General features: G+C 61.5%; 17 protein-coding genes and 1 tRNA gene. 9 read left to right on the forward strand and 9 right to left on the reverse strand.

From position 1 onward, the window contains the following. The 4 genes from EK369_RS01170 to fabI all read right to left on the reverse strand — a co-directional run bounded on the left by EK369_RS01170 (position 1) and on the right by fabI (position 4,818). The gene (locus tag EK369_RS01170; RefSeq protein WP_127111857.1) at positions 1-1,842 is read right to left on the reverse strand and encodes a peptidylprolyl isomerase; all 1,842 of its coding nucleotides are present in this window, start codon (positions 1,840-1,842) and stop codon (positions 1-3) included. Between the two features lie 101 nt (positions 1,843-1,943). Beyond that, the gene (locus EK369_RS01175) at positions 1,944-3,119 is read right to left on the reverse strand and encodes an aminotransferase (protein WP_127111858.1); all 1,176 of its coding nucleotides are present in this window, start codon (positions 3,117-3,119) and stop codon (positions 1,944-1,946) included. Between the two features lie 346 nt (positions 3,120-3,465). After that, complete coding sequence (gene gpt / locus EK369_RS01180) at positions 3,466-3,984, reverse strand: xanthine phosphoribosyltransferase (protein WP_127111859.1); 519 nt, start codon at positions 3,982-3,984, stop codon at positions 3,466-3,468. A 15-nt stretch (positions 3,985-3,999) separates the two neighbouring features. Next, complete coding sequence (gene fabI, locus EK369_RS01185) at positions 4,000-4,818, reverse strand: enoyl-ACP reductase FabI (RefSeq protein ID WP_127111860.1); 819 nt, start codon at positions 4,816-4,818, stop codon at positions 4,000-4,002. A 95-nt stretch (positions 4,819-4,913) separates the two neighbouring features. Between fabI and pdxH the strand changes: the two genes are divergently transcribed. From pdxH to EK369_RS01210, 5 genes are all read left to right on the forward strand, one after another. Beyond that, entirely contained in the window at positions 4,914-5,519 is a 606-nt protein-coding gene (gene pdxH / locus EK369_RS01190) for a pyridoxamine 5'-phosphate oxidase (RefSeq protein ID WP_127111861.1), read from the forward strand. A 96-nt stretch (positions 5,520-5,615) separates the two neighbouring features. Next, positions 5,616-6,173, forward strand: coding sequence for a cold-shock protein (locus EK369_RS01195; RefSeq protein ID WP_127111862.1), 558 nt, complete (start codon positions 5,616-5,618; stop codon positions 6,171-6,173). Continuing rightward, positions 6,173-6,658: a DUF192 domain-containing protein gene (locus tag EK369_RS01200; protein WP_127111863.1), complete on the forward strand. Its 486-nt coding sequence runs from the start codon at positions 6,173-6,175 to the stop codon at positions 6,656-6,658. Before EK369_RS01195 ends, EK369_RS01200 begins: the two co-directional genes overlap by 1 nt. Positions 6,659-6,679: 21 nt before the next feature. Continuing rightward, a tRNA-Pro gene (locus EK369_RS01205) sits at positions 6,680-6,756 on the forward strand. A gap of 631 nt (positions 6,757-7,387) precedes the next feature. Further along, on the forward strand, positions 7,388-11,074 hold the full coding sequence (locus tag EK369_RS01210; RefSeq protein WP_127111864.1) for a vitamin B12-dependent ribonucleotide reductase: 3,687 nt from the start codon (positions 7,388-7,390) through the stop codon (positions 11,072-11,074). A 186-nt stretch (positions 11,075-11,260) separates the two neighbouring features. On the opposite strand, the gene EK369_RS01215 is transcribed toward EK369_RS01210, so the two are convergent. Continuing rightward, positions 11,261-11,758 carry an RNA polymerase sigma factor gene (locus tag EK369_RS01215; RefSeq protein WP_164726780.1) on the reverse strand — a complete coding sequence of 166 codons (498 nt, stop codon included), beginning with the start codon at positions 11,756-11,758 and terminating at the stop codon, positions 11,261-11,263. Positions 11,759-12,017: 259 nt separating this feature from the next. Between EK369_RS01215 and EK369_RS01220 the strand changes: the two genes are divergently transcribed. Continuing rightward, positions 12,018-12,263 carry an EF-hand domain-containing protein gene (locus tag EK369_RS01220; protein ID WP_127111866.1) on the forward strand — a complete coding sequence of 82 codons (246 nt, stop codon included), beginning with the start codon at positions 12,018-12,020 and terminating at the stop codon, positions 12,261-12,263. 151 nt (positions 12,264-12,414) lie between these two features. On the opposite strand, the gene EK369_RS01225 is transcribed toward EK369_RS01220, so the two are convergent. The 3 genes from EK369_RS01225 to soxR all read right to left on the reverse strand — a co-directional run bounded on the left by EK369_RS01225 (position 12,415) and on the right by soxR (position 15,980). Continuing rightward, a complete protein-coding gene (locus tag EK369_RS01225; protein WP_127111867.1) occupies positions 12,415-13,953 on the reverse strand; it encodes a trimethylamine methyltransferase family protein in 1,539 nt (512 codons plus the stop codon). 218 nt (positions 13,954-14,171) lie between these two features. Next, positions 14,172-15,359, reverse strand: a complete 1,188-nt coding sequence (locus EK369_RS01230) for a pyridoxal phosphate-dependent aminotransferase (RefSeq protein ID WP_127111868.1) — start codon at positions 15,357-15,359, stop codon at positions 14,172-14,174. Positions 15,360-15,506: 147 nt separating this feature from the next. After that, positions 15,507-15,980: a redox-sensitive transcriptional activator SoxR gene (gene soxR, locus EK369_RS01235; protein ID WP_127111869.1), complete on the reverse strand. Its 474-nt coding sequence runs from the start codon at positions 15,978-15,980 to the stop codon at positions 15,507-15,509. 77 nt (positions 15,981-16,057) lie between these two features. On the opposite strand from soxR, the gene EK369_RS01240 reads away from it, so the two are divergent. After that, a complete protein-coding gene (locus tag EK369_RS01240; RefSeq protein WP_127111870.1) occupies positions 16,058-16,432 on the forward strand; it encodes a VOC family protein in 375 nt (124 codons plus the stop codon). Next, entirely contained in the window at positions 16,425-17,360 is a 936-nt protein-coding gene (locus EK369_RS01245) for a DMT family transporter (RefSeq protein ID WP_127111871.1), read from the forward strand. The genes EK369_RS01240 and EK369_RS01245 overlap by 8 nt, the downstream gene beginning before the upstream one ends. On the opposite strand, the gene EK369_RS01250 is transcribed toward EK369_RS01245, so the two are convergent. Then, entirely contained in the window at positions 17,361-17,603 is a 243-nt protein-coding gene (locus EK369_RS01250) for an MmcQ/YjbR family DNA-binding protein (protein ID WP_235871312.1), read from the reverse strand. It abuts the gene before it with no gap. A 306-nt stretch (positions 17,604-17,909) separates the two neighbouring features. On the opposite strand from EK369_RS01250, the gene cysS reads away from it, so the two are divergent. Beyond that, positions 17,910-19,274: a cysteine--tRNA ligase gene (gene cysS / locus EK369_RS01255; protein ID WP_127111872.1), complete on the forward strand. Its 1,365-nt coding sequence runs from the start codon at positions 17,910-17,912 to the stop codon at positions 19,272-19,274. Positions 19,275-19,346 lie beyond the last annotated feature (72 nt).

Genomic DNA, 19,346 nt, shown 5'->3' on the forward strand with positions numbered 1-19,346 from the left:
TTACTGGAATTGCGCGTGCACCGCGTTCAGCGCCTGCTGGTTGATGGTCACACCCTGTACGAACTGGATGTCGCGGGCGTAGGCCTCGAAGACGTCCTGCGACAGCGCCTGCGCGCCCTGTTGCAGCACGGCGTTCAGGAGGTTGGCAACTTCGGGGTTGGTGCGGTCCGGCGCGGTGATGGCGGTGAGTTTCACGATCAAGAGCTCAGCGCCATCCGGCACGGTGGTCACGCCACCCTGTTCCATCTCGAAGATGGCCGAGACAAAGCCCTCGGGGGTGTCGGCCACAAAACCAGTGCGCAGCAGATCAGGTTGCTCCTGTGCCTCAAGACCAAAGGCGGCAAAATCAACGTCGCCGGACAATTGCGGCACAAGCCCGTCTGCCATTTCCTGCAGGCGACGCAGGGTTTCGGCCTCGGCCCAGGCGGCGGTGACGTCGTCGCGCACATCCGCAAAAGGTGCCGGGGTGGCGGCGGTCTCGCCATCCAGACGCAGGGCAAAGATGCCGCCGTCGGCCAGCGTGTCGACCTCGGGGAAGTCTTCGGTCGTGACGATGGTGGCCAGGGCACGGAAGGTTTCATAGCCCGCGATCCCGGCGCTTTCGCCCTCGTGCCAGCCGATCTGACCCAGCTGCATGTCGGATTCTGCGGCCAGCTCTTCCAGGGTGGCGCCCGCGGCAAGCAGGTCTTCGAGATCACCGATCTGGGTTTCAATCAGGCGACGGGCGCGTTCTGCGGCCAGTTCTTCGCGCAAGGTCGGCACCGCATCTTCAAAGGCGGTTTCCAGCGCGGGCAGAATGCCGTTGAGACGGAACAGCGCCGGGCCGAGGTCGGATTGCACCGGGCCGATGGTGGCCCCGATCACACCGGCAAAAACAGCCTCGGCCGCAGTGCCAAGATCGCCTGCGGTCACATCGCCCATGTCCACGTCGGCCAGCGCGAGGCCACGTTCTTCGACCAGCATTTCAAAGCTGGCTTCGCCAGAGTTAAGACGCGCCCGTGCCGCTTCGGCCTCGGCCATGTCGGCAAAGGCGAGACGTTCGACAAGGCGGCGCTCGGGGCGGTTGAATTCGCTGGAGCGCGAGCGAAACAGCTCTTGCAGGGCGGCTTCGTCAATCTCGATCGTGTCGATCAGCATGTCCGGTGTCAGCCAGACATAGGTGATCTGACGCATGGCGGGCAGGGTGAACTGGTCGATGTTGGCGTCATAGTACCCTTGCAGGTCCGCATCCGTCGCGGTCGCCGCAGGGGTCACAAGGTCGTCGGCGGTCAGCCGCGCCATCAGGACCGAGCGTTGCTCGCCCACGAAATTCAGGATCGTGTCCCCATAGACCTGCGGCATGGCCACGCCCGACACCACCGAGGCCTGAACCAGGGTGCGCGCGGTCTCTTCGCGGATCGCTTCTTCGAAGTCTTCTTCGCTCATGCGGGTCTGTTCCAGCGCATAGGCATAGGCGTCGCGGTCAAATTCGCCGTTCACACCCTGAAAACCCGGAATGGCCAGCAGCTCATCGCGCAGACGCTCGTCGCCGACCGAAATCCCCATGCGGGCGGCTTCGGCGTCCATGGCGCGCTGCACCACGAGATTGCCCAGCACAAGGCTGTCCATGCCAGCGGCCTGGGCCTCGCCAAAGCTGACCGACCGGCCCACTTGCGCCTCGAGCGCGCGCAGCTCCTGTTGCAACAGGCGGGCGTAGTCGTCGATCGAGATGTCTTTGCCTCCGACATCGCCGACGGTGCGCACGGTGCCTCCGAGGTTGGTTACCCCGAACCCTCCGAGCCCCAGAATAAGGAGCGCCATGAGAATCCAGACCAGTGTTTTCGACGTGTTCCCTTTGGACATCGCGTCCCCCTGCCTAAGCGGTCAATTCAAACGTTCCGGGATGTCTACGACGCCCGCCCCAGAGGGGCAAGGGGGCGGCAGGCTTTGAAAGCGTCGAAAGCTCAGATTTCAAAGGCAGCGAGGCGGTCGAACAGCGTCTTGATCCCGGCGCGGTCGACATTGGCAAAGGCAATGCGCATTTGCTGGCGGCCCGCGGGGTCATTTTGGGGCATGAACATGGTGCCGGGCAGGGTGAGGACATGGGCCTTTTGCACCAGCGCGCGCGCCAGATCGTCCGAGGCCATGTCAAACGGATGCCGCAGATAGGCGAAGTAGGCGCCCACGCCCATCAGCGCCCAGCCCTTGTTGGCGATGCGCGGCATGTGGTCCGAGATCGCGGCGCGCCGGTCGAGGATCTCGGCGCGTTCCCCTGCCAGCCACTGCGCGAGGTTCTGCATGCCCCAGAGGGCCGCATGCTGGCCCAGCTGGTTGGGGCAGATGGTGACGGTATCAAGAAACTTTTCCGCCTCGGCCAGACGGCTTTCGCTGGCGATCATCGCGCCAACGCGGTGGCCGGTCAGCCGGTAGGCCTTGGAAAAGGAGTAAAGCTGGATCAGGTGATCGCCCCAGTCGGGGTTTTCAAACAGCGCATGCGGCGCGCCGGGGCGCAGGTCGAAATCGCGGTAGGTCTCGTCGATCACCAGCTGCAGGTTGCGGCGCGCGGCCAGATCGGCAAAGGCGGCGACCAGCGCGGCGGGGTATTCCACACCACCGGGGTTGTTGGGGGTGACCAGCACGATGGCGCGGGTGCGCTCGGTGATCAGCGCCTCGGCGACGTCCGGGTCGGGCAAGAGGTCGGCGCCGGTGGCCAGTGGCACGGTGCGCACGCCCTGCATGTCGAGCCACATTTTATGGTTGAAATACCAAGGGGTTGGCAGGATGATCTCATCCCCTTCGGCAGCCAGTGTCATCATGGCGGCACTGAAGGCCTGATTGCAGCCCGAGGTGATGGCAACTTCGCTGTCGGCGATGCTGCCGCCATAGGCTGCGGAAAACTGCGTTGCCACCTCGGCGCGCAATTCCGGCAGGCCCAAAACCGGGCCATAAAGATGCGCGTCGGCTACGGTCATGGCCACATCGGCGATGTGTTGGCGCAGCGCTTGGGGCGGCGGGTCGACCGGCGCGGCCTGGCTGACATTGATCAACGGCTGTGCGTCGGAAAAGGTCACCCCGTCCAGCCAGCGGCGGGCCTCCATCACTGGGGGCGCAAAGGTGGTGGCGGTCCGGGGCAGTGTCATGAAAGACTCCAACGCTGGTGTTGTTCAATTGAGCGCGCAAGCGCGCACAGGTTTGATTGGTTTTTCGGCTCGGGCTCACCAAAGCAGCATCAGATCCACCCGCGCCTGAACCTTGTCTGACAGAGCGTCATCCCCCGCGCAACAAGAATGGCCGTCTCCCCGCAAGCGGGGCCCCTCGTCAATTCTTGTTGCCCGAGAACTGCCGCCCCGTCTGCCAGGTCACAGGCGAGGGCGGCTCCGAAGCAGCATTGGTTGGGGCAGGTCGTTGGGGTCAGCGCAGCCCCTGCTTCGTGTTGCCGGAAATACTCCCGCCGGAGGCATCCCGCACCATCAGCACGCGCTGCCGTCAGTCGGTGCCGCGGTAGGGCTCAACATATTGCAGCGCCATGTCCCACGGGAAAAAGATCCAGGTGTCCTGGCTGACGCCGGTGATGAAGGTGTCGACCATGGGTTCGCCCTGGGGCTTGGCATAGACGGTGGCGAAATGCGCCTTGGGATAGAGGTCGCGCACCAGTTCGAGGGTTTTGCCGCTGTCCACCAGATCGTCGACGATCAGGATGCCGGTGCCGTCACCCATCAGCTCGGCGTTGGGGCTTTTCAGCACCTCGGCGTCGCGTTGCTGGTCCTGTTTGCCACCGCCCGAGTGGTAGGATTTCACACTGATCGTGTCGACGGTGCGGATGTCCAGTTCGCGGCTGACGATCATGGCCGGGGCCATGCCGCCGCGGGTGATGGCGACAACCGCGCGCCACGCGCCGTCATCGGGGCCTTGTCCGTCCAGGCGCCAGGCAAGCGCCCGGCTGTCGCGGTGAATCTGGTCCCAGCTGATGTGGAAGCCTTTTTCGTGGGGCAGGCGGTCGCTCATCTGATCTTCTCCGAGTTACTTACGGCCGGTCACGGCGTCGATGTCTGGGGCGTCGACGGCCTTCATGCCGACCACGTGATAGCCTGCGTCCACGTGCAGGGTTTCCCCGGTGACGCCGCTGCCGAGGTCCGACAAGAGGTAGAGCGCCGAGTTGCCGACGTCATCAATGGTCACGTTGCGGCGCAGCGGCGAGTTCAGCTCGTTCCATTTCAGGATATAGCGGAAATCGCCGATACCAGACGCCGCGAGGGTCTTGATCGGGCCGGCAGAGATGGCGTTGACGCGGATGCCGTCCTTGCCCAGATCCTCGGCGAGATACATGACCGAGGCTTCCAGAGCGGCCTTGGCGACCCCCATGACGTTATAGTGCGGCATCACCTGTTCGGCGCCGTAATAGGTCAGGGTCAGGGCGCTGCCGCCCTCGGCCATGAGTTTCTCGGCGCGCTGCATTACGGCGGTGAAGGAATAGACCGAGATGTCCATGGTCATCAGGAAGTTGTCCTTGGAGGTCTCGACATAGCGGCCGCGCAGCTCGTTCTTGTCGGAGAAACCGATGGCATGCACGATAAAGTCGATCTTGCCCCATTTCTCTTCGATCTCGGCAAAGGCGGCGTCCAGAGAGGCAGGATCGGAGACGTCACAATCAATCAGTGTGTCGACGCCTAGTTGATCAGCCAACGGGACCACGCGTTTCTTGAAAGCATCGCCCATGTAGCTGAACGCCAGTTCGGCGCCAGCGTCGGCACAGGCCTTGGCGATGCCCCAGGCGATCGACTTGTCGTTGGCCAGACCCATGATAAGGCCCCGCTTGCCCGCCATCAGATTGTTTGACATTCGCGTCTTCTCCGTCCCAATTCGGTTTTAAGGACGTTTAGGCGATACTGTGGGTTGCTTCAAGTGCAGCCTGACGTGGCGAAAGGGTAAGGAAAATGACGGACAGAACCGGGATATTCGCAGGCGACTCGCCGTTTGAGATCGCGCGCAGCTGGTTGGCCGAGGCCGAAAAGGCCGAGCCGAACGATGCCAATGCCATTGCGCTGTCGACCGTGGATGCGGATGGATTGCCCAATGCGCGCATGGTGCTGCTGAAGGACATCGAAGACGATGCTTTCGTGTTTTACACCAACTACGGCAGTGCCAAGGCGCGGGAAATCGATGCCGCAGGCAAGGCGGCGTTTGTCATGCACTGGAAGTCTCTGCGCCGTCAGATCCGGGTGCGCGGTACGGTCACACGTGAAGACGGGCCGCAGGCGGATGACTATTACAACTCGCGCTCGCTCAAGAGCCGGTTGGGGGCCTGGGCTTCGCGGCAGTCCGAGCCGCTGAGCTCGCGCGCCTCGTTGATGGCCGATGTGGCCAAGGTTACCGCCCAGCACGGCCCCATGCCCAAACGACCCCCGTTTTGGGGCGGTTTTCGCATCACGCCGGTGGAAATCGAGTTCTGGGCAGATGGAGCATTCCGGCTGCACGATCGCTTTCAATGGCGCAAATCAGCGTCATCTGACGCCTGGGAGATACAGCGCCTAAATCCGTGACATTCGCGTTACGTAAAATGCAAGGCCTTGATTTACGTTGGGTTTTTTTCTTGCCGTCGGAAAACATTTAACGCAGACTCCTATTCTAGGCTAGGGATGAGCTTACGTAGGGTTAAGGTGTTGAGTGAAAACGAAAAAGAGACGGTTCGAATCGTCGGCCAGGTAAAATGGTTTGATCCGGTAAAAGGGTTTGGATTTGTCGTTTCCGAGAGCGGCGGGCCGGACATTCTGTTGCATGCAAATGTTTTGCGCAATTTCGGGCAAAGCTCGGTTGCTGACGCTGCGCGGGTCGAAATCGGAATTCAGGAAACCTCGCGCGGGGTGCAGGCGGTGGAAGTCTATCGCATCGACGTGCCTGATGCGGCCGCGACGGCAGGGTTGGCGGACTTTGTCGATCTTGATCCGGACGAAATGGCCAACGCGCCACTGGAACCTGCACGGGTGAAATGGTTCGACAAGGGCAAGGGATTTGGCTTTGCCAATGTGTTCGGCCGTGGCGAAGACGTGTTTGTGCATATCGAGGTGCTGCGGCAGTCCGGTCTGTCGGACCTGCAACCCGGCGAGGCATTGGCCTTGCGGGTCATTGACGGTAAACGGGGACGTATGGCCACCGAAGTCATGGCCTGGGAATCTGCGGTGACAAGGGACGACTGATGTCGCGTATCGTTTTGGTGGGGGCGTTGTGTGCCCTTGGGGTGTCGGGGATGGCCCTGGCGGACCCTGCGTGCCGCGAGGATACCGTGCATCTGCGCGGCGACTGGGGGCAGGCGGTGTTCCGGGTCGAAGTGGCGGACACCGAAGAGGAACGGGCGCAGGGGCTGATGCATCGCGACAGCCTGTCGCCAAGCGCGGGCATGCTGTTTGTGTTTCAAAAGACGGGCCCGGTGTCTTTCTGGATGGAAAACACGCTGATTCCACTCGACATGCTGTTTGTGGATGAAACCGGGCAGGTCACGCACATCCACCCCGAGGCGCAGCCACTGGACCGTACCGCGATTCACAGCCAGGGCGATGTGCGCTATGTGCTTGAGATCAAGGGCGGACTGGCCCGCGCCATGGGCATTGTGCCCGGAAGCGCGCTGCGCCACCCATCTATTTTGCAAGACGGTGCTGTTTGGTCTTGTGAGGGCGGAAGTTAGCGGCTAAACACCGCCTCGGTCCGGGGCGTAGCGCAGTCTGGTAGCGCACCTGTTTTGGGTACAGGGGGTCGCAAGTTCGAATCTTGCCGTCCCGACCATGTCACATCATCGTTGAATGAGGATGCGCGCCACGTATGTGGGGCGTGGCCCGAAGCTGAGCGATGGGCCGCCTGGTACAAGTCCAGCGTGTCGGTGTGACAGAGAATCACCAGTCACAGCGGCACGGGTGCGTGACGAAAACACGTCATTTTCATATATATTGTGTTAAGCTTTCTTAACGCCCCACATCTTGTGGATAACTCGGCCTTCTGGGGACAAGTTTTGGAATCTTATTGTTTTCTAAGGGCTTCCCGGAACCGGCTAAGGTGACGCGTTTAGAACGGGCGCAAATGGGTGTGGTCAGGAATCGGGCAGGGGTGCTGACGCGTCAAAATCCTAATGGCGGGTCAACCGTAAAAATCGGCGAAAAACGCAAATAAAAGGTTTGACCATCTAGGGCCGAATACGCCAGATTGTGTGGGCAGATCGGGAGCGCCACAACATATAGTGGCGAAGAGGGTCAGGCAGGGACATAATCACACCGCGAACCAAAGCACGACTTTGGCCAACTTCGGCAAACCTTAGCTTTTGCCGGGCGCTGATATTTTGTCTGCCCTGACTGCTGGTCGCACGGAAGTAGCCGGGCGCGAATGCCGGGTAGGGGACAACAGGCAGGGACGAGAGTCAGCGATGAAAATCGAAAGAAAATTTACCAAGGCAGGCCAGGACGCATACGCAGAGCTGGATTTTGTGACCACCGAATCCGAGATTCGCAACCCGGATGGCACCATCGTCTTTCGGTTGGACGCAGTGGAAGTACCCTCGACCTGGAGCCAGGTGGCCAGCGACGTGATCGCGCAGAAATATTTCCGCAAGGCGGGCGTGCCCGCGAGCCTGAAGAAAGTGCGCGAAAAGGGCGTGCCAGAGTTCCTGTGGCGCTCGGTGCCAGCAAATGACAACGTCGAGATCGGTGGCGAAACCAGCGCCAAGCAGGTGTTCGACCGTCTGGCAGGGGCATGGACCTACTGGGGCTGGAAAGGCGGCTATTTCAGCACGGAAGAAGATGCGCGCGCCTATTTTGACGAGATGCGCTATATGCTGGCGACTCAGCGCGCCGCACCAAACAGCCCGCAGTGGTTCAACACCGGCCTGCACTGGGCCTATGGCATCGATGGTCCAGCGCAGGGCCACTATTATGTCGACTATAAGAGCGGCAAGCTGACCAAGTCGAAGTCGTCTTATGAGCATCCGCAGCCGCATGCCTGCTTTATCCAGTCGGTCAGCGATGATCTGGTTGGGGACGGCGGCATCATGGACCTGTGGGTCCGCGAAGCGCGTCTGTTCAAATACGGCTCGGGCACTGGCACCAACTTTTCGTCCTTGCGCGCTGATGGCGAGTCGCTGTCGGGCGGTGGTAAGTCTTCGGGCCTGATGGGCTTCCTGAAAATCGGTGACCGCGCGGCGGGCGCGATCAAGTCGGGCGGCACCACGCGGCGTGCGGCCAAAATGGTGATCGTGGATGCCGACCACCCGGATGTTGAGGAATACATCAACTGGAAGGTCAAAGAGGAACAAAAGGTCGCTTCGATCGTGGCCGGTTCCAAGATGCACGAGCAGAAGCTGAACGGCATCTTTGCAGCGATCAAGGCCTGGGACGGCGCCGAAGCGGATGCCTATGATCCCAAGGTCAACGAGACCCTGAAAGCGGCGATCCGTGACGCGAAATCTGTCATGATCCCAGAGACTTATATCAAACGCGTGCTGGATTATGCCAAGCAGGGCTATGCCAGCATCGAGTTCCCGACCTATGATACGGACTGGGATTCGGAAGCTTACGCCTCTGTGTCGGGCCAGAACTCGAACAACTCGATCCGCGTCACCGATGCTTTCCTGAAAGCGGTCGAAGATGACGCCGACTGGGAGCTGATCCGCCGCACCGACGGCAGCGTCGCCAAGACCATCAAGGCGCGCAAATTGTGGGAAGATGTGGGCCACGCGGCCTGGGCCTGTGCCGATCCCGGCATCCAGTACCACGACACTGTGAACGCCTGGCACACCTGCCCGGAAGACGGTGAGATTCGCGGCTCGAACCCGTGTTCGGAGTACATGTTCCTGGATGACACCGCCTGTAACCTGGCGTCGATGAACCTGTTGACCTTCCTCGACGATGGCGTGTTCCAGGCCGAGGATTACATGCACGCGACCCGTCTGTGGACCGTGACGCTGGAAATCTCGGTCACCATGGCGCAGTTCCCGTCCAAGGAAATCGCGCAGCTGTCTTATGATTTCCGCACCCTGGGTCTGGGCTATGCCAACATCGGTGGTTTGCTGATGAACATGGGGCACGGCTATGACTCGAAAGAGGGCCGTGCGCTGGCCGGTGCGCTGACCGCGATCATGACCGGCGTGGCCTATGCCACTTCGGCCGAGATGGCAGGCGAGCTGGGACCGTTTGACGGCTACAAGCGCAACAGCCAGCACATGCTGCGCGTGATGCGCAACCACCGCCGGGCGTCGTATGGCGACACCGAAGGCTACGAGGCCCTCGCAGTGAAGCCGGTGGCGCTGGACATGGACAACTGTCCGGATCAGAAGCTGGTGGCGCTGGCACAGTCGAGCTGGGACGAAGTGCTGCGGCTGGGTGAACAGCATGGGTTTAGAAACGCGCAAACCTCGGTGATTGCACCGACCGGCACCATTGGTTTGGTCATGGATTGCGACACCACGGGGATCGAGCCGGACTTTGCTCTGGTGAAATTCAAGAAACTGGCCGGTGGTGGGTATTTCAAGATCATCAACCGCTCGGTGCCTGCCGCGCTTGAGAATCTTGGCTATTCGTCGAGCCAGATCGAAGAGATCGTCTCATACGCCGTGGGTCACGGCACCATGGGCAACGCGCCGGGCATCAACCACACCTCGTTGATCGGGCATGGTTTTGGTCAGAACGAGCTGGATAAGATCGAAGCCGCCCTGGGCAGCGCGTTCGACATTCGTTTTGTGTTCAACCAGTGGACGCTGGGCGAAGAATTCTGCACCAATGTGCTGGGCATCCCGGCGGAAAAGCTGAACGATCCGTCGTTTGACCTGTTGTCGCACCTCGGGTTCACCCGCAAGGATGTTGAGGCGGCCAACGACCACGTTTGCGGCACGATGACATTGGAGGGCGCGCCGTTCCTCAAGGAAGAGCATTATCACATCTTTGACTGTGCCAACCCTTGCGGCAAAAAAGGCAAGCGTTATCTGAGTGTTGACAGCCACATCACCATGATGGCCGCGGCCCAGTCGTTCATCTCGGGCGCGATCTCGAAAACCATCAACATGCCCAACGATGCCACCATCGAAGACTGTCAGAAAGCCTATGAGCTGAGCTGGTCCTTGGGCATCAAGGCCAATGCGCTGTATCGCGATGGCTCGAAACTGTCGCAGCCTCTGGCGGCGGCGCTGGTCGAGGATGACGAGGACGCGGCAGAGACGCTGGAAAGCGGCACACCGCAGCAAAAGGCCGAAGTGCTGGCCGAAAAGATCATCGAAAAGGTGATCGTCAAGGAAATCGTCAAATCGCACCGTGAAAAGATGCCCGAGCGTCGCAAAGGCTATACTCAGAAAGCGGTTGTCGGGGGCCACAAGGTTTACCTGCGCACCGGTGAGTATGAGGACGGCAACCTCGGCGAGATTTTCATCGACATGCACAAAGAGGGTGCAGGGTTCCGGGCGATGATGAACAACTTTGCCATCGCCGTGTCGGTTGGTCTGCAATATGGCGTGCCGCTGGAAGAGTTCGTCGATGCCTTTACCTTCACCAAGTTCGAGCCCGCGGGCATGGTGCAGGGCAACGATTCAATCAAGAACGCGACCTCGATCCTGGATTACATCTTCCGCGAGCTGGCGGTGTCTTATCTGGACCGCACCGATCTGGCGCACATCAAGCCACAAGGCACGATGTTCGACGATCTGGGCCGTGGCGAGGAAGAGGGCGTGTCGAATGTGCAGGAAATCAGTGAAACAGCGGCCTCCAAGTCGTTGGAAGTGCTGAAACAAATCTCGTCGACGGGATACCTGCGCAAACGTCTGCCGCAAGAGTTGGTGGTGCTGAATGGTGGCGCTGCGGGCGGCACTGCGCTGAATGGCGCCGGGGATCCGGTGGCCACATTGCAGACGCTGGTGCCCGAAACCGCAACCGGGACCACCGGGGCGGTGGCGACGGCGGCCACCACAACGGCGGTGTCCAGCGGCACGGTCAGCATGGACCCACGCGCCAAGGCCAAGATGCAGGGCTACGAGGGTGACCCTTGTGGCGACTGCGGCAACTACACGCTGGTGCGCAACGGCACCTGCATGAAATGCAACACCTGCGGGGCAACCAGCGGGTGCAGCTAAGGCAAAATCTTCTAGAAGATTTTGCGACGGGGAGATTTTTCTAGAAAAATCTCTTGATCGACAAAGGTTACGGGGCGGGTGCGCTCGTCCCGGCACGACGCTCAGGCCGCAGGCAAAAACCACGGGCGGTAACAATGAGTGAGCCTGAGCGGCGAAACTGGGGGGCCAATGGCCCCCCATTTTTCTTTAGTCCAACAGGCTGGCGACCGCGTCTTTCTGGTCCAGCCCGATGTCTTTGCGCAATCGCGCCCGGGCGCGGGCAAGGCGTGAGTTGACAGTGCCGACCGGCAGTTTCAGCCGCTGTGCAATGGTTTGCGGGCTGGTTTCGCCCAAGATCACCAGCGTCATGACCTCGGCCTGATCCTGCGGCAGGCGGCGGATGGCGGCGGTGACGTCCTGATAGGCCAGCACCCCGGGGGCGTCGGCGGGGCAGCTCAGGTGGTCCTCTTCCAGTTCCTTGGTTGGCTTGTGATCGCGCCAGCGGCTGCGCGACAGGTTGGCGAGCGCGGTCATGGCATAGTTTTCCAGATCATTTGGTGTTTCCCCCGCCACGTGGCGGACCCAGAGGCGCAGCATGACGTCCTGCACCATGTCCTCGGCATTCTCTGGCGTGTCTGCCAGCCGCCGGGCGCGGCGACGCAGGCGGGGCAAAAGGGGGATCAGGGCCCAGTCTGTATGTTTCATTGTCCACGTGACCTTTTTCATTGCTTTGGTCACAGGGTTTCGTGGATTGCCGGGCGCGAAAAGGTGGGGGCAATCCGCCGATGGCGAATGCCCTCTCTTTTTGGGCGAGGGATTGCCGCCGTGCGCGCCCGAAATGGGCGAAAAGGCGCGGGGAGGTCGGGGGACGGGCCCGGCGCGGGACGGAAAGTTGATTTCGGGGGTCTTCCAATGTGAGGGCGCAGAACAGCGCCTTCATTCAATGACCAAAAGGAAGCAAATCATGAAACTCAAAGCATTCCCCGCGATTACCGTTCTTGGCCTTGCCCTGCCGACCTTGGCGCTTGCCAGTGAAATGGATGCCAACGGCGATGGCGTTCTGACCATCGAAGAGGTTCAGGCGGTGTTCCCGGATATGACGCCCGAGGGGTTCTCGGCGCTGGACATGGACAGTGACGGCACGCTGAACAAGGACGAAGCCATGGTGGCGGTGCAGGCGGGCGCGTTGCCGGAGTCGGCGACCAACTGATCCAATCCGCCAGAATTGTGACCCGCGCCCCCCAAAAACGCCGTGGGTCACGATAGCGTTTCAAGCCAAACCAATTTGGGGTTTTTGTTGAAACGCTTTTTGGGAAGCCGGGCGAAATTGCGGCGCCCGGCTTTCCTTTTGTTTCAGGAGTTTACGTGGGCAAGTGGATCTTGAACCGGGCGCGGATGGCCTGATCCTTGACCGGATCAAACCGCGCGGCCGAGGGTTTCGACAGGATCTCTTCCTTGCGTTCGGTGGCCTTCTTGTTGAGATCCGGCTTGCCGACCTCGACCCATTCCTTGGGCGAGGTGCGATCCCCCAGCGATGGGTAGACATAGTCGGATTGCATCCGCGACAGCGTTTCGCTGGTGCCGAGGTAATGGCCGGGCCCGCCGAGGCAGACCTCGCGCATCTGGTCGAGCGCCAGGGTGGTTTCATTCACGTCGATGCCGCGCAGGCAGCGCATTGCGTGGCCGATCAGGTCATCCCCGAGGATCAGGGATTCGTGACAGAAGCCCAGCAGCGAGGCGTGCATGCCGACGGATTCATAGACCATGTTGAGGCCCGAGAGACCGGCCATGACGTTCGAGCACATCTGCTCCCAGCCGGCCTGCATGTCGGGGGTTTTGGCATCGGTGATGCCCGCGGCGGCACCACCGGGCAGGCCGTAGAAGTGGTGCATCTGGGCACAGCCCGCGGTCAGAAGCGCCTGTTCGCCGGAGCCGCCGGTCATCGCGCCCGAGCGCAGGTCGAGACCAAAGGGCCAGGTGCCGAAGATCGCCGGGTGGCCGGGTTTCACGGCGTTGACGTAGACCAGACCGCCAAGGCATTCGGCCACCGCCTGGGTGATCGCGCCTGCGATGGTCGAGGGGGCGGTGGCGCCTGCCATGCCTGCCGAAAGCAAGAGCACGGGCATGCCGCCTTCGATGCATTTCTCCATGACTTCGCAGGATTCGGTGGCGAACTTCATAGGAGGGACGACGAAGCAGTTGGAGTTGCTCACGAAGGGCCGGGCGCGCCATGCCTCTTCGCCGCCGGCAATCATGTGCAGCATTTCAAAGGCGTCATCCACGAAATCGGGTTCGGTGAACGAGGTGCCGACGTGTTTGGTGGTGCCCGAGGTGGTGGCGTAGATGGTGTTGAGGTCCATCTCGCGGTTGTCGGCAATGTCGCGGCAAACCATGGGGCGTTGCAGGAAGTGGACGTTGTCAAGCGTGTCGGTGATGCGGGCGGCGTCGTGCAGGTCCTGCACGGTGCTGTCACGGTACTCGCGGCCTTCAACGTCAACCATGTGCACGGCGGCTCCGGCGGTGCCGAAATGCACGCGGTTGCCCGAGAGTGTCAGGTCGTTTTTGCCATCACGGCTGTAGAGGGTGATTTCCCGGCAGGCCTTGGACAGGGCGTCTTCGACCACGGAGCGGGGGATGCGGATGCGGCCATCTTCGCCCAGGATGCCACCGGCTTTGACAAGATATTCGACACCAGAGGGTGGGGCATCGGCGAGACCGATGGTTTCCAGCGCTTCGAGTGCGGCCTCGTGAATCTGCTGCATCTGCTCGTCGGTGAGCGCCTTGTACATGCCGCCCTCCATACCGGGGCGAATGGCGCGAAGATCATCGCTGAGGGGGGCTGCACGGGTTGCACGACGGGCGGCACGGCCACCGGAACGGCGGGAAGCTGATTGAGACATGTTGTGTAAGGTCCTGTTTTGACGTCTGAATTCGAGTTTGGGTTTCAGATATCAAAAGCGGGTCTGCCGCGTGCGGCGCGACCCCGTTCTGCCCCGATGGTGATCACCACCAGTTGAATTTTGCTGCGAATGCCCTGCATGCGCCATCTCCCTAATTGGAGAGATACATCGTCTAAGGAATCAGACAAGTCTGTTAGAAAAACGACGCAATGTCGTTTTTAGGCCAGCTGGGACTGTTTGGTGAGGGTCGCGGCCAATTCGCACAAGGTTTTCAAGGCTTTGGCAAAGCTGTCATCGTCGATGGTCATGGCCACGCGGACGTGTCCTGCGGCGGCCTGGCCAAAGCTTTCGCCGGGCATGACGGCAATCTTGTGGGCATCGAGCAGACGGTTGGCAAATTCTTCGCCGCTGAGGCCCGTGGCGCGGATGTCCAGCATCAGGTACATGGCCCCCTGCGCCGGGACCAGCCCCACGGTGTTCTGGGCCGCGAGGATGTCGCGCGCCAGGGCGCGGCGGCGGCGGAAGGGTTCGGCCACCTTGTCCTCGAGCGGGCTGCCCTGAGCGAGGGCAAATTCAGCGGCATCCTGAATGAACCCTGCGACACCGTATGTGGTGTGGGTCGCGAGGTTGATGAGATGGGTGATGGCATCTTCGGGGCCGCAGATCCAGCCGACGCGGCTGCCGGTCATGGCGTGGGATTTCGACATCGAGCCGACAACCAGCGTACGCTCGGCCATGTCGGGCAGGGCACGGGGGCTGATGTGCTCGCCGTCCCAGACCTGGGTGTCATAGACCTCGTCCGAGATCAGCAGGAGATCGTGATCGCGGCAGACCTGTGCAATGCCCTCAAGGGTTTCGCGGCTGTAGACGATGCCGGTGGGGTTGTTGGGGGTGTTGATCAGCAGCGAGGTCGCACCGGGGGCCACGGCGGCAATGTCCTCGGCGCGGGGCTGAAAGGCGTCTTCCGCACGGGTCTGTATGGCGACGGGCGTGGCGCCGACGCCACGCAGGGTGCCGGGATAGGTGGCGTAATAGGGGTCGAGATAGAGCGCCTTGTCGCCTTGGTTGCAGGCCGCCAGATGCGCTGCAAACAGGGCCGACTGGCCGCCGGGGGTGATGAGGATATTCTTGTAAGTGGTTGGTACACCAGTTCTTTTCTGGATGCGCGCGGCCACCGCTTGGCGCAGGGACAGGATGCCGGGCACCATGGCATAACCGGTGTGACCCCCCATCGCCGCCTTGTCCATGGCGTCGAGGATCACCGGATCGGTGCGGATGTCATGTTCGCCAATGGTCAGCTCGATCACCTTTTCGCCGTCGGCAATCATCTGGCGCGAGCGATAGAAAACCTCCCACCCGTCCGAGCCGCCGCCGGTCAGATGCGTGATGCGTTGGGATAGTTTCATGGCGCTGTCTCCTTGGATATTGCTTAGGAAATGGCCCGATTGAGGGCCACGCGTCAAACCCTATTCAGGGTTCCGGAAAACTTTCGAATAGCGTTCGGGAAAGCCACGAGCACAGGGGCAGGACCCGTGGGGCGGGACCGAATGCTATCAGGTGGCGTCGCTGACCTGATCGCCCAAAAGATAGCGCGGGCCCTGACCTTTGCGGGCGATACGGTCTTCGGGGTTGTAGAGTTTGCAGTTCTGTAGTGACAGGCATCCGCAGCCGATACAGCCGTCCAGTTTGTCACGCAGGGCCTGCATTTGGGCGATGCGAGTGTCGAGGTCACGGCGGAACCGGCCCGAGATACGCTCCCAGTCACGCTTGGTCGGGGTGCGGCCCTCGGGCAGGGATTTCAGGGCCTCGCGGATTTGCGGCAGGGTAAAGCCAAGCCCTTGCGAGATCATCACGAAAGACAGGCGGCGGATGTCGGCGCGGTCAAAGCGCCGTTGGCCGCTGTCGGTGCGAAAGGGAAAGACCAGCCCTTCTTCTTCGTAGAATCGGATGGCCGACGGGGCGAGGCCCGTGCGGTCGGATACCTGCCCGATCGACAAGCCGGATTTTGCAAGGCATTTGTTTTGCATGGATTTTTCCGTTTGACCTCAAGTGTACTTGAGGAATTAGGATAGTCACAATTCAACTTTCTACAAGGAGTTAAGTGATGAAACTGGAACATGTGAATATCTGCGTTCCCCATCCCCGCGCCCATGCGGCCCAGCTGATCGATATGTTCGGCTGGCACGTCCGCTGGGAGGGCGAGGCCAAGGACAACGGCTACACCGTGCATGTGGGAGACGACGAAAGCTATCTGGCGCTCTATGCGCCGGCCTGGGATCTGAACCCCGAGAGCAAGCGGTATCACCATATCGCGGGGCTGAACCATGTGGGTGTGGTTGTGGACGACATTGCCGCCACCGAGGCACGGGTCAAGGCCGCAGGATACACGCCGCACAGCCATGGCGACTATGAGCCGGGGCTGCGGTTCTACTTCGACGGGCCTGATGGCATCGAATACGAGGTGGTGAGTTATGACTGATCGGATTGGCCCGGTTGGGTTGTTGCTGTGGGTTGGCCTGCTTTTGGGGGTGAGTTTTCCTCTGAGCAAGCTGTCTGCGGCGGCCGGGGTGCCGCCTCTGACGTGGGCGTTGCTGGTCTCGATGGGGGCGAGTCTGCCGTTGTTTCCGTGGCTGGCGCTGCGGGGGCTGTTGCGGCTGCCGCGGGGGCGGATGCTGCGCTATGTGCTGGTGTCCGGTCTGGTCAGTTTTGCCCTGATCAACATCATGATCTTTGCGCTGGTGCCACGGGTCGGGGCCGGGCAGGTGGGCATGATGTTTGCCCTGTCGCCGGTGGCCACGTTGGCCTTGTCGACGGTCTTTGGTCTGAAGGGGCCGGGGCGTCTTGGGGCCTGGGGCATCGGCATCGGGCTGGTAGGGGCGCTGATGGTGGCGCTGGGGCGCGGAAGTGTTGACGGCACGCTGATGTGGTCCTTGCTGGCGTTGCTGATCCCCGTTGTGCTGGCGGCAGGCAATGTCTATCGCACGCTGGACTGGCCCGAGGGCGAGCACCCTATGGCGCTGGCGTTCTGGAGCCATCTGGTCGCCATGACCGCGCTGGGTCTCGGCCTGTTGGTGACGGGGCAGGGCGTCAGCCTGCAACCGCTCGCGGCGGTGCCGGTGGCCGCATTGGTGCAGGCGGTGGCGGCGGGGCTGACCTTTCCGGCCTATTTCCGGCTGCAAAAGCTGGGAGGGCCGGTGCTGCTGAGCCAGGTTGGCTATGTCGCGGCGGCGGTGGGTCTGTTGGCGGCAACGCTTGTTCTGGGCGAGCGCTACGGCCCCGTCAGCTGGCTCGGGGCCGGGATCACGGCGGTCGGGATTGCGTTGACCATCCTGGCGCAATCCGGGCGCAGCTTGCGCTATCCCCTGGGGCGCGTGACCCGTGCAAAGCTGGCGCAGGGGCGGTGCTGATCAGACGCGCGGTGCCAGCGTGGCCTGCAGCTTTTTCGTGAGGCTCGCGCGGGTGATGTCGTAAGACACAAAGATGCGGTGGCGCAGCTCGTCTGCGTCCCCGCCAAAGGGGATCAATACCCGGCTGCGATGGAAATAGGGCGCCTTGATGCCCACTCCGTCCCCGATCCGTGGTTGCGCTATCTCGATGTCGGGGGGCTTGACCGAAACGCCACCACCCACCGCCCCGGTTGAGGCAAACATCTTGCCGCCGACCTTCCAGGCGTCATGGCCGCCTTAGGGGAGCGAGCCTTCGGCGCCGGGCAGGGGCTTGGTTGACGAGATCGTGCGACATCGGGGCAGGGTGCCAGAACGCCGAGGGGCTGCGCAACTGTCCGCTTGACCCACAGGAGTGCGCCGCCTATGGTCCGGCCCATGAACACCGCACGCAACATCATCATTATTTGCTGCATTCCTGCCTGAGACAATCTGGCGGGCCGTTCTTCTATTCCAAACATGCATTGAAGTTGTTAAGCCCGCCGCAAGCGCATTTGTGCCTGAGGACGAGACATGACGACGATTAAACTGCACAACTCGAAGAGCCGTAAAAAAGAGGTGTTCGAGCCGATCGATGCCCAAAACGTGCGCATGTATGTCTGTGGCCCGACGGTCTATGACCGCGCCCATATCGGCAATGCGCGCCCCGTGGTGGTGTTCGACGTGCTGAACCGGTTGCTGCGTCATGTCTATGGCGACGCGCATGTGACCTATGTGCGCAATTTCACCGACGTGGATGACAAGATCAACGCGCGGGCGGCCGAGTCGGGGCGTCCGATTTCCGAGATCACCGCAGAGACAACGCAGTGGTATCTGGATGACATGGGCGCGCTGGGGGCGATGGAGCCCGATCACATGCCGCGCGCCACGGCCTATATCCCGCAGATGGTCGAGATGATCGAAAAGCTGATCGCGGACGGGTTTGCCTATGCCAAGGACGGTCATGTGCTGTTCCGGGTGCGTGCCTACAAGGATTACGGCGCGTTGTCGGGGCGCTCGGTGGATGACATGATTGCCGGAGCGCGGGTGGAAATCGCGCCCTACAAGGAAGATCCGATGGATTTTGTGCTGTGGAAGCCTTCCGATGCCAGCCAGCCGGGGTGGGACAGCCCATGGGGGCATGGGCGTCCGGGCTGGCATATCGAATGCTCGGCGATGTCCTATGAGCTGTTGGGCGAGAGTTTCGACATTCACGGCGGCGGCAATGACCTGATGTTCCCGCACCATGAAAACGAAGTGGCGCAGAGCTGCTGTGCGCATCCCGAGGGAGAGTTCGCGCGCTATTGGCTGCACAATGAGATGCTGCAGGTCGAGGGCAAGAAGATGTCCAAGTCCCTGGGCAATTTCTTTACCGTGCATGACCTCTTGGCGCAGGGCATTCCGGGCGAGGTGATCCGGTTCGTGTTCCTGTCGACGCATTACGGCAAGCCGATGGACTGGACCGCCAAGAAAGCGGGTGAGGCCGAGGCAACGCTGCGCAAGTGGCGAACGTTGACCGAGGGCGTCGAGCCCTCGTCCAACGTGGCCGCGTCGGTTGTTGCGGCTGTGGCGGATGATCTGAACACGGCCGGGGCGATTGCGGAGTTGCATAAACTGGCCGGGGCCGGGGATGCGGCGGGCCTGTTGGCAGGCGCGCAGATGCTGGGATTGCTGACCAATGAGCTGGGGGATTGGGCCAAAGGGGTGGACCTGTCGGCCTATGAAGCCTTGTTGGCGCAAGCCCGTTCCAAAGCCATGGAAACCAAGGATTTCTCCGACGTGGACCGGATCAAGGCGGCTCTGGGCGCGGCGGGTGTTGAGGTGCGCATGAGCAAGGCGGGGGTCGAGTTGTTGCCCGCCGCCGGGTTTGATGCGGGCAAGCTGGAGGGGTTGCTGTGATGGTTGTGCTCCGGTGTTCAGAAATTCTTCTAGAAGAATTTCCTGCGGCCAAATTTTCTAGAAAATTTGGGA

The organism is Shimia sediminis (assembly GCF_003990645.1).
Classification (GTDB): domain Bacteria; phylum Pseudomonadota; class Alphaproteobacteria; order Rhodobacterales; family Rhodobacteraceae; genus Shimia; species Shimia sediminis.

Excerpts from the sequence above, each read along its gene's own strand:
- EK369_RS01210 (WP_127111864.1), top strand. The coding sequence starts at position 7,388 with ATGAAAATCGAAAGAAAATTTACCAAGGCAGGCCAGGACGCATACGCA.
- EK369_RS01170 (WP_127111857.1), bottom strand. The coding sequence starts at position 1,842 with ATGTCCAAAGGGAACACGTCGAAAACACTGGTCTGGATTCTCATGGCG.
- EK369_RS01230 (WP_127111868.1), bottom strand. The coding sequence starts at position 15,359 with ATGAAACTATCCCAACGCATCACGCATCTGACCGGCGGCGGCTCGGAC.
- EK369_RS01240 (WP_127111870.1), top strand. The coding sequence starts at position 16,058 with ATGAAACTGGAACATGTGAATATCTGCGTTCCCCATCCCCGCGCCCAT.
- EK369_RS01215 (WP_164726780.1), bottom strand. The coding sequence starts at position 11,758 with ATGAAACATACAGACTGGGCCCTGATCCCCCTTTTGCCCCGCCTGCGT.
- cysS (WP_127111872.1), top strand. The coding sequence starts at position 17,910 with ATGACGACGATTAAACTGCACAACTCGAAGAGCCGTAAAAAAGAGGTG.
- EK369_RS01245 (WP_127111871.1), top strand. The coding sequence starts at position 16,425 with ATGACTGATCGGATTGGCCCGGTTGGGTTGTTGCTGTGGGTTGGCCTG.
- EK369_RS01225 (WP_127111867.1), bottom strand. The coding sequence starts at position 13,953 with ATGTCTCAATCAGCTTCCCGCCGTTCCGGTGGCCGTGCCGCCCGTCGT.
- EK369_RS01195 (WP_127111862.1), top strand. The coding sequence starts at position 5,616 with ATGAGCTTACGTAGGGTTAAGGTGTTGAGTGAAAACGAAAAAGAGACG.
- EK369_RS01175 (WP_127111858.1), bottom strand. The coding sequence starts at position 3,119 with ATGACACTGCCCCGGACCGCCACCACCTTTGCGCCCCCAGTGATGGAG.
- pdxH (WP_127111861.1), top strand. The coding sequence starts at position 4,914 with ATGACGGACAGAACCGGGATATTCGCAGGCGACTCGCCGTTTGAGATC.
- fabI (WP_127111860.1), bottom strand. The coding sequence starts at position 4,818 with ATGTCAAACAATCTGATGGCGGGCAAGCGGGGCCTTATCATGGGTCTG.
- EK369_RS01200 (WP_127111863.1), top strand. The coding sequence starts at position 6,173 with ATGTCGCGTATCGTTTTGGTGGGGGCGTTGTGTGCCCTTGGGGTGTCG.
- gpt (WP_127111859.1), bottom strand. The coding sequence starts at position 3,984 with ATGAGCGACCGCCTGCCCCACGAAAAAGGCTTCCACATCAGCTGGGAC.
- EK369_RS01220 (WP_127111866.1), top strand. The coding sequence starts at position 12,018 with ATGAAACTCAAAGCATTCCCCGCGATTACCGTTCTTGGCCTTGCCCTG.
- soxR (WP_127111869.1), bottom strand. The coding sequence starts at position 15,980 with ATGCAAAACAAATGCCTTGCAAAATCCGGCTTGTCGATCGGGCAGGTA.
- EK369_RS01250 (WP_235871312.1), bottom strand. The coding sequence starts at position 17,603 with ATGTTTGCCTCAACCGGGGCGGTGGGTGGTGGCGTTTCGGTCAAGCCC.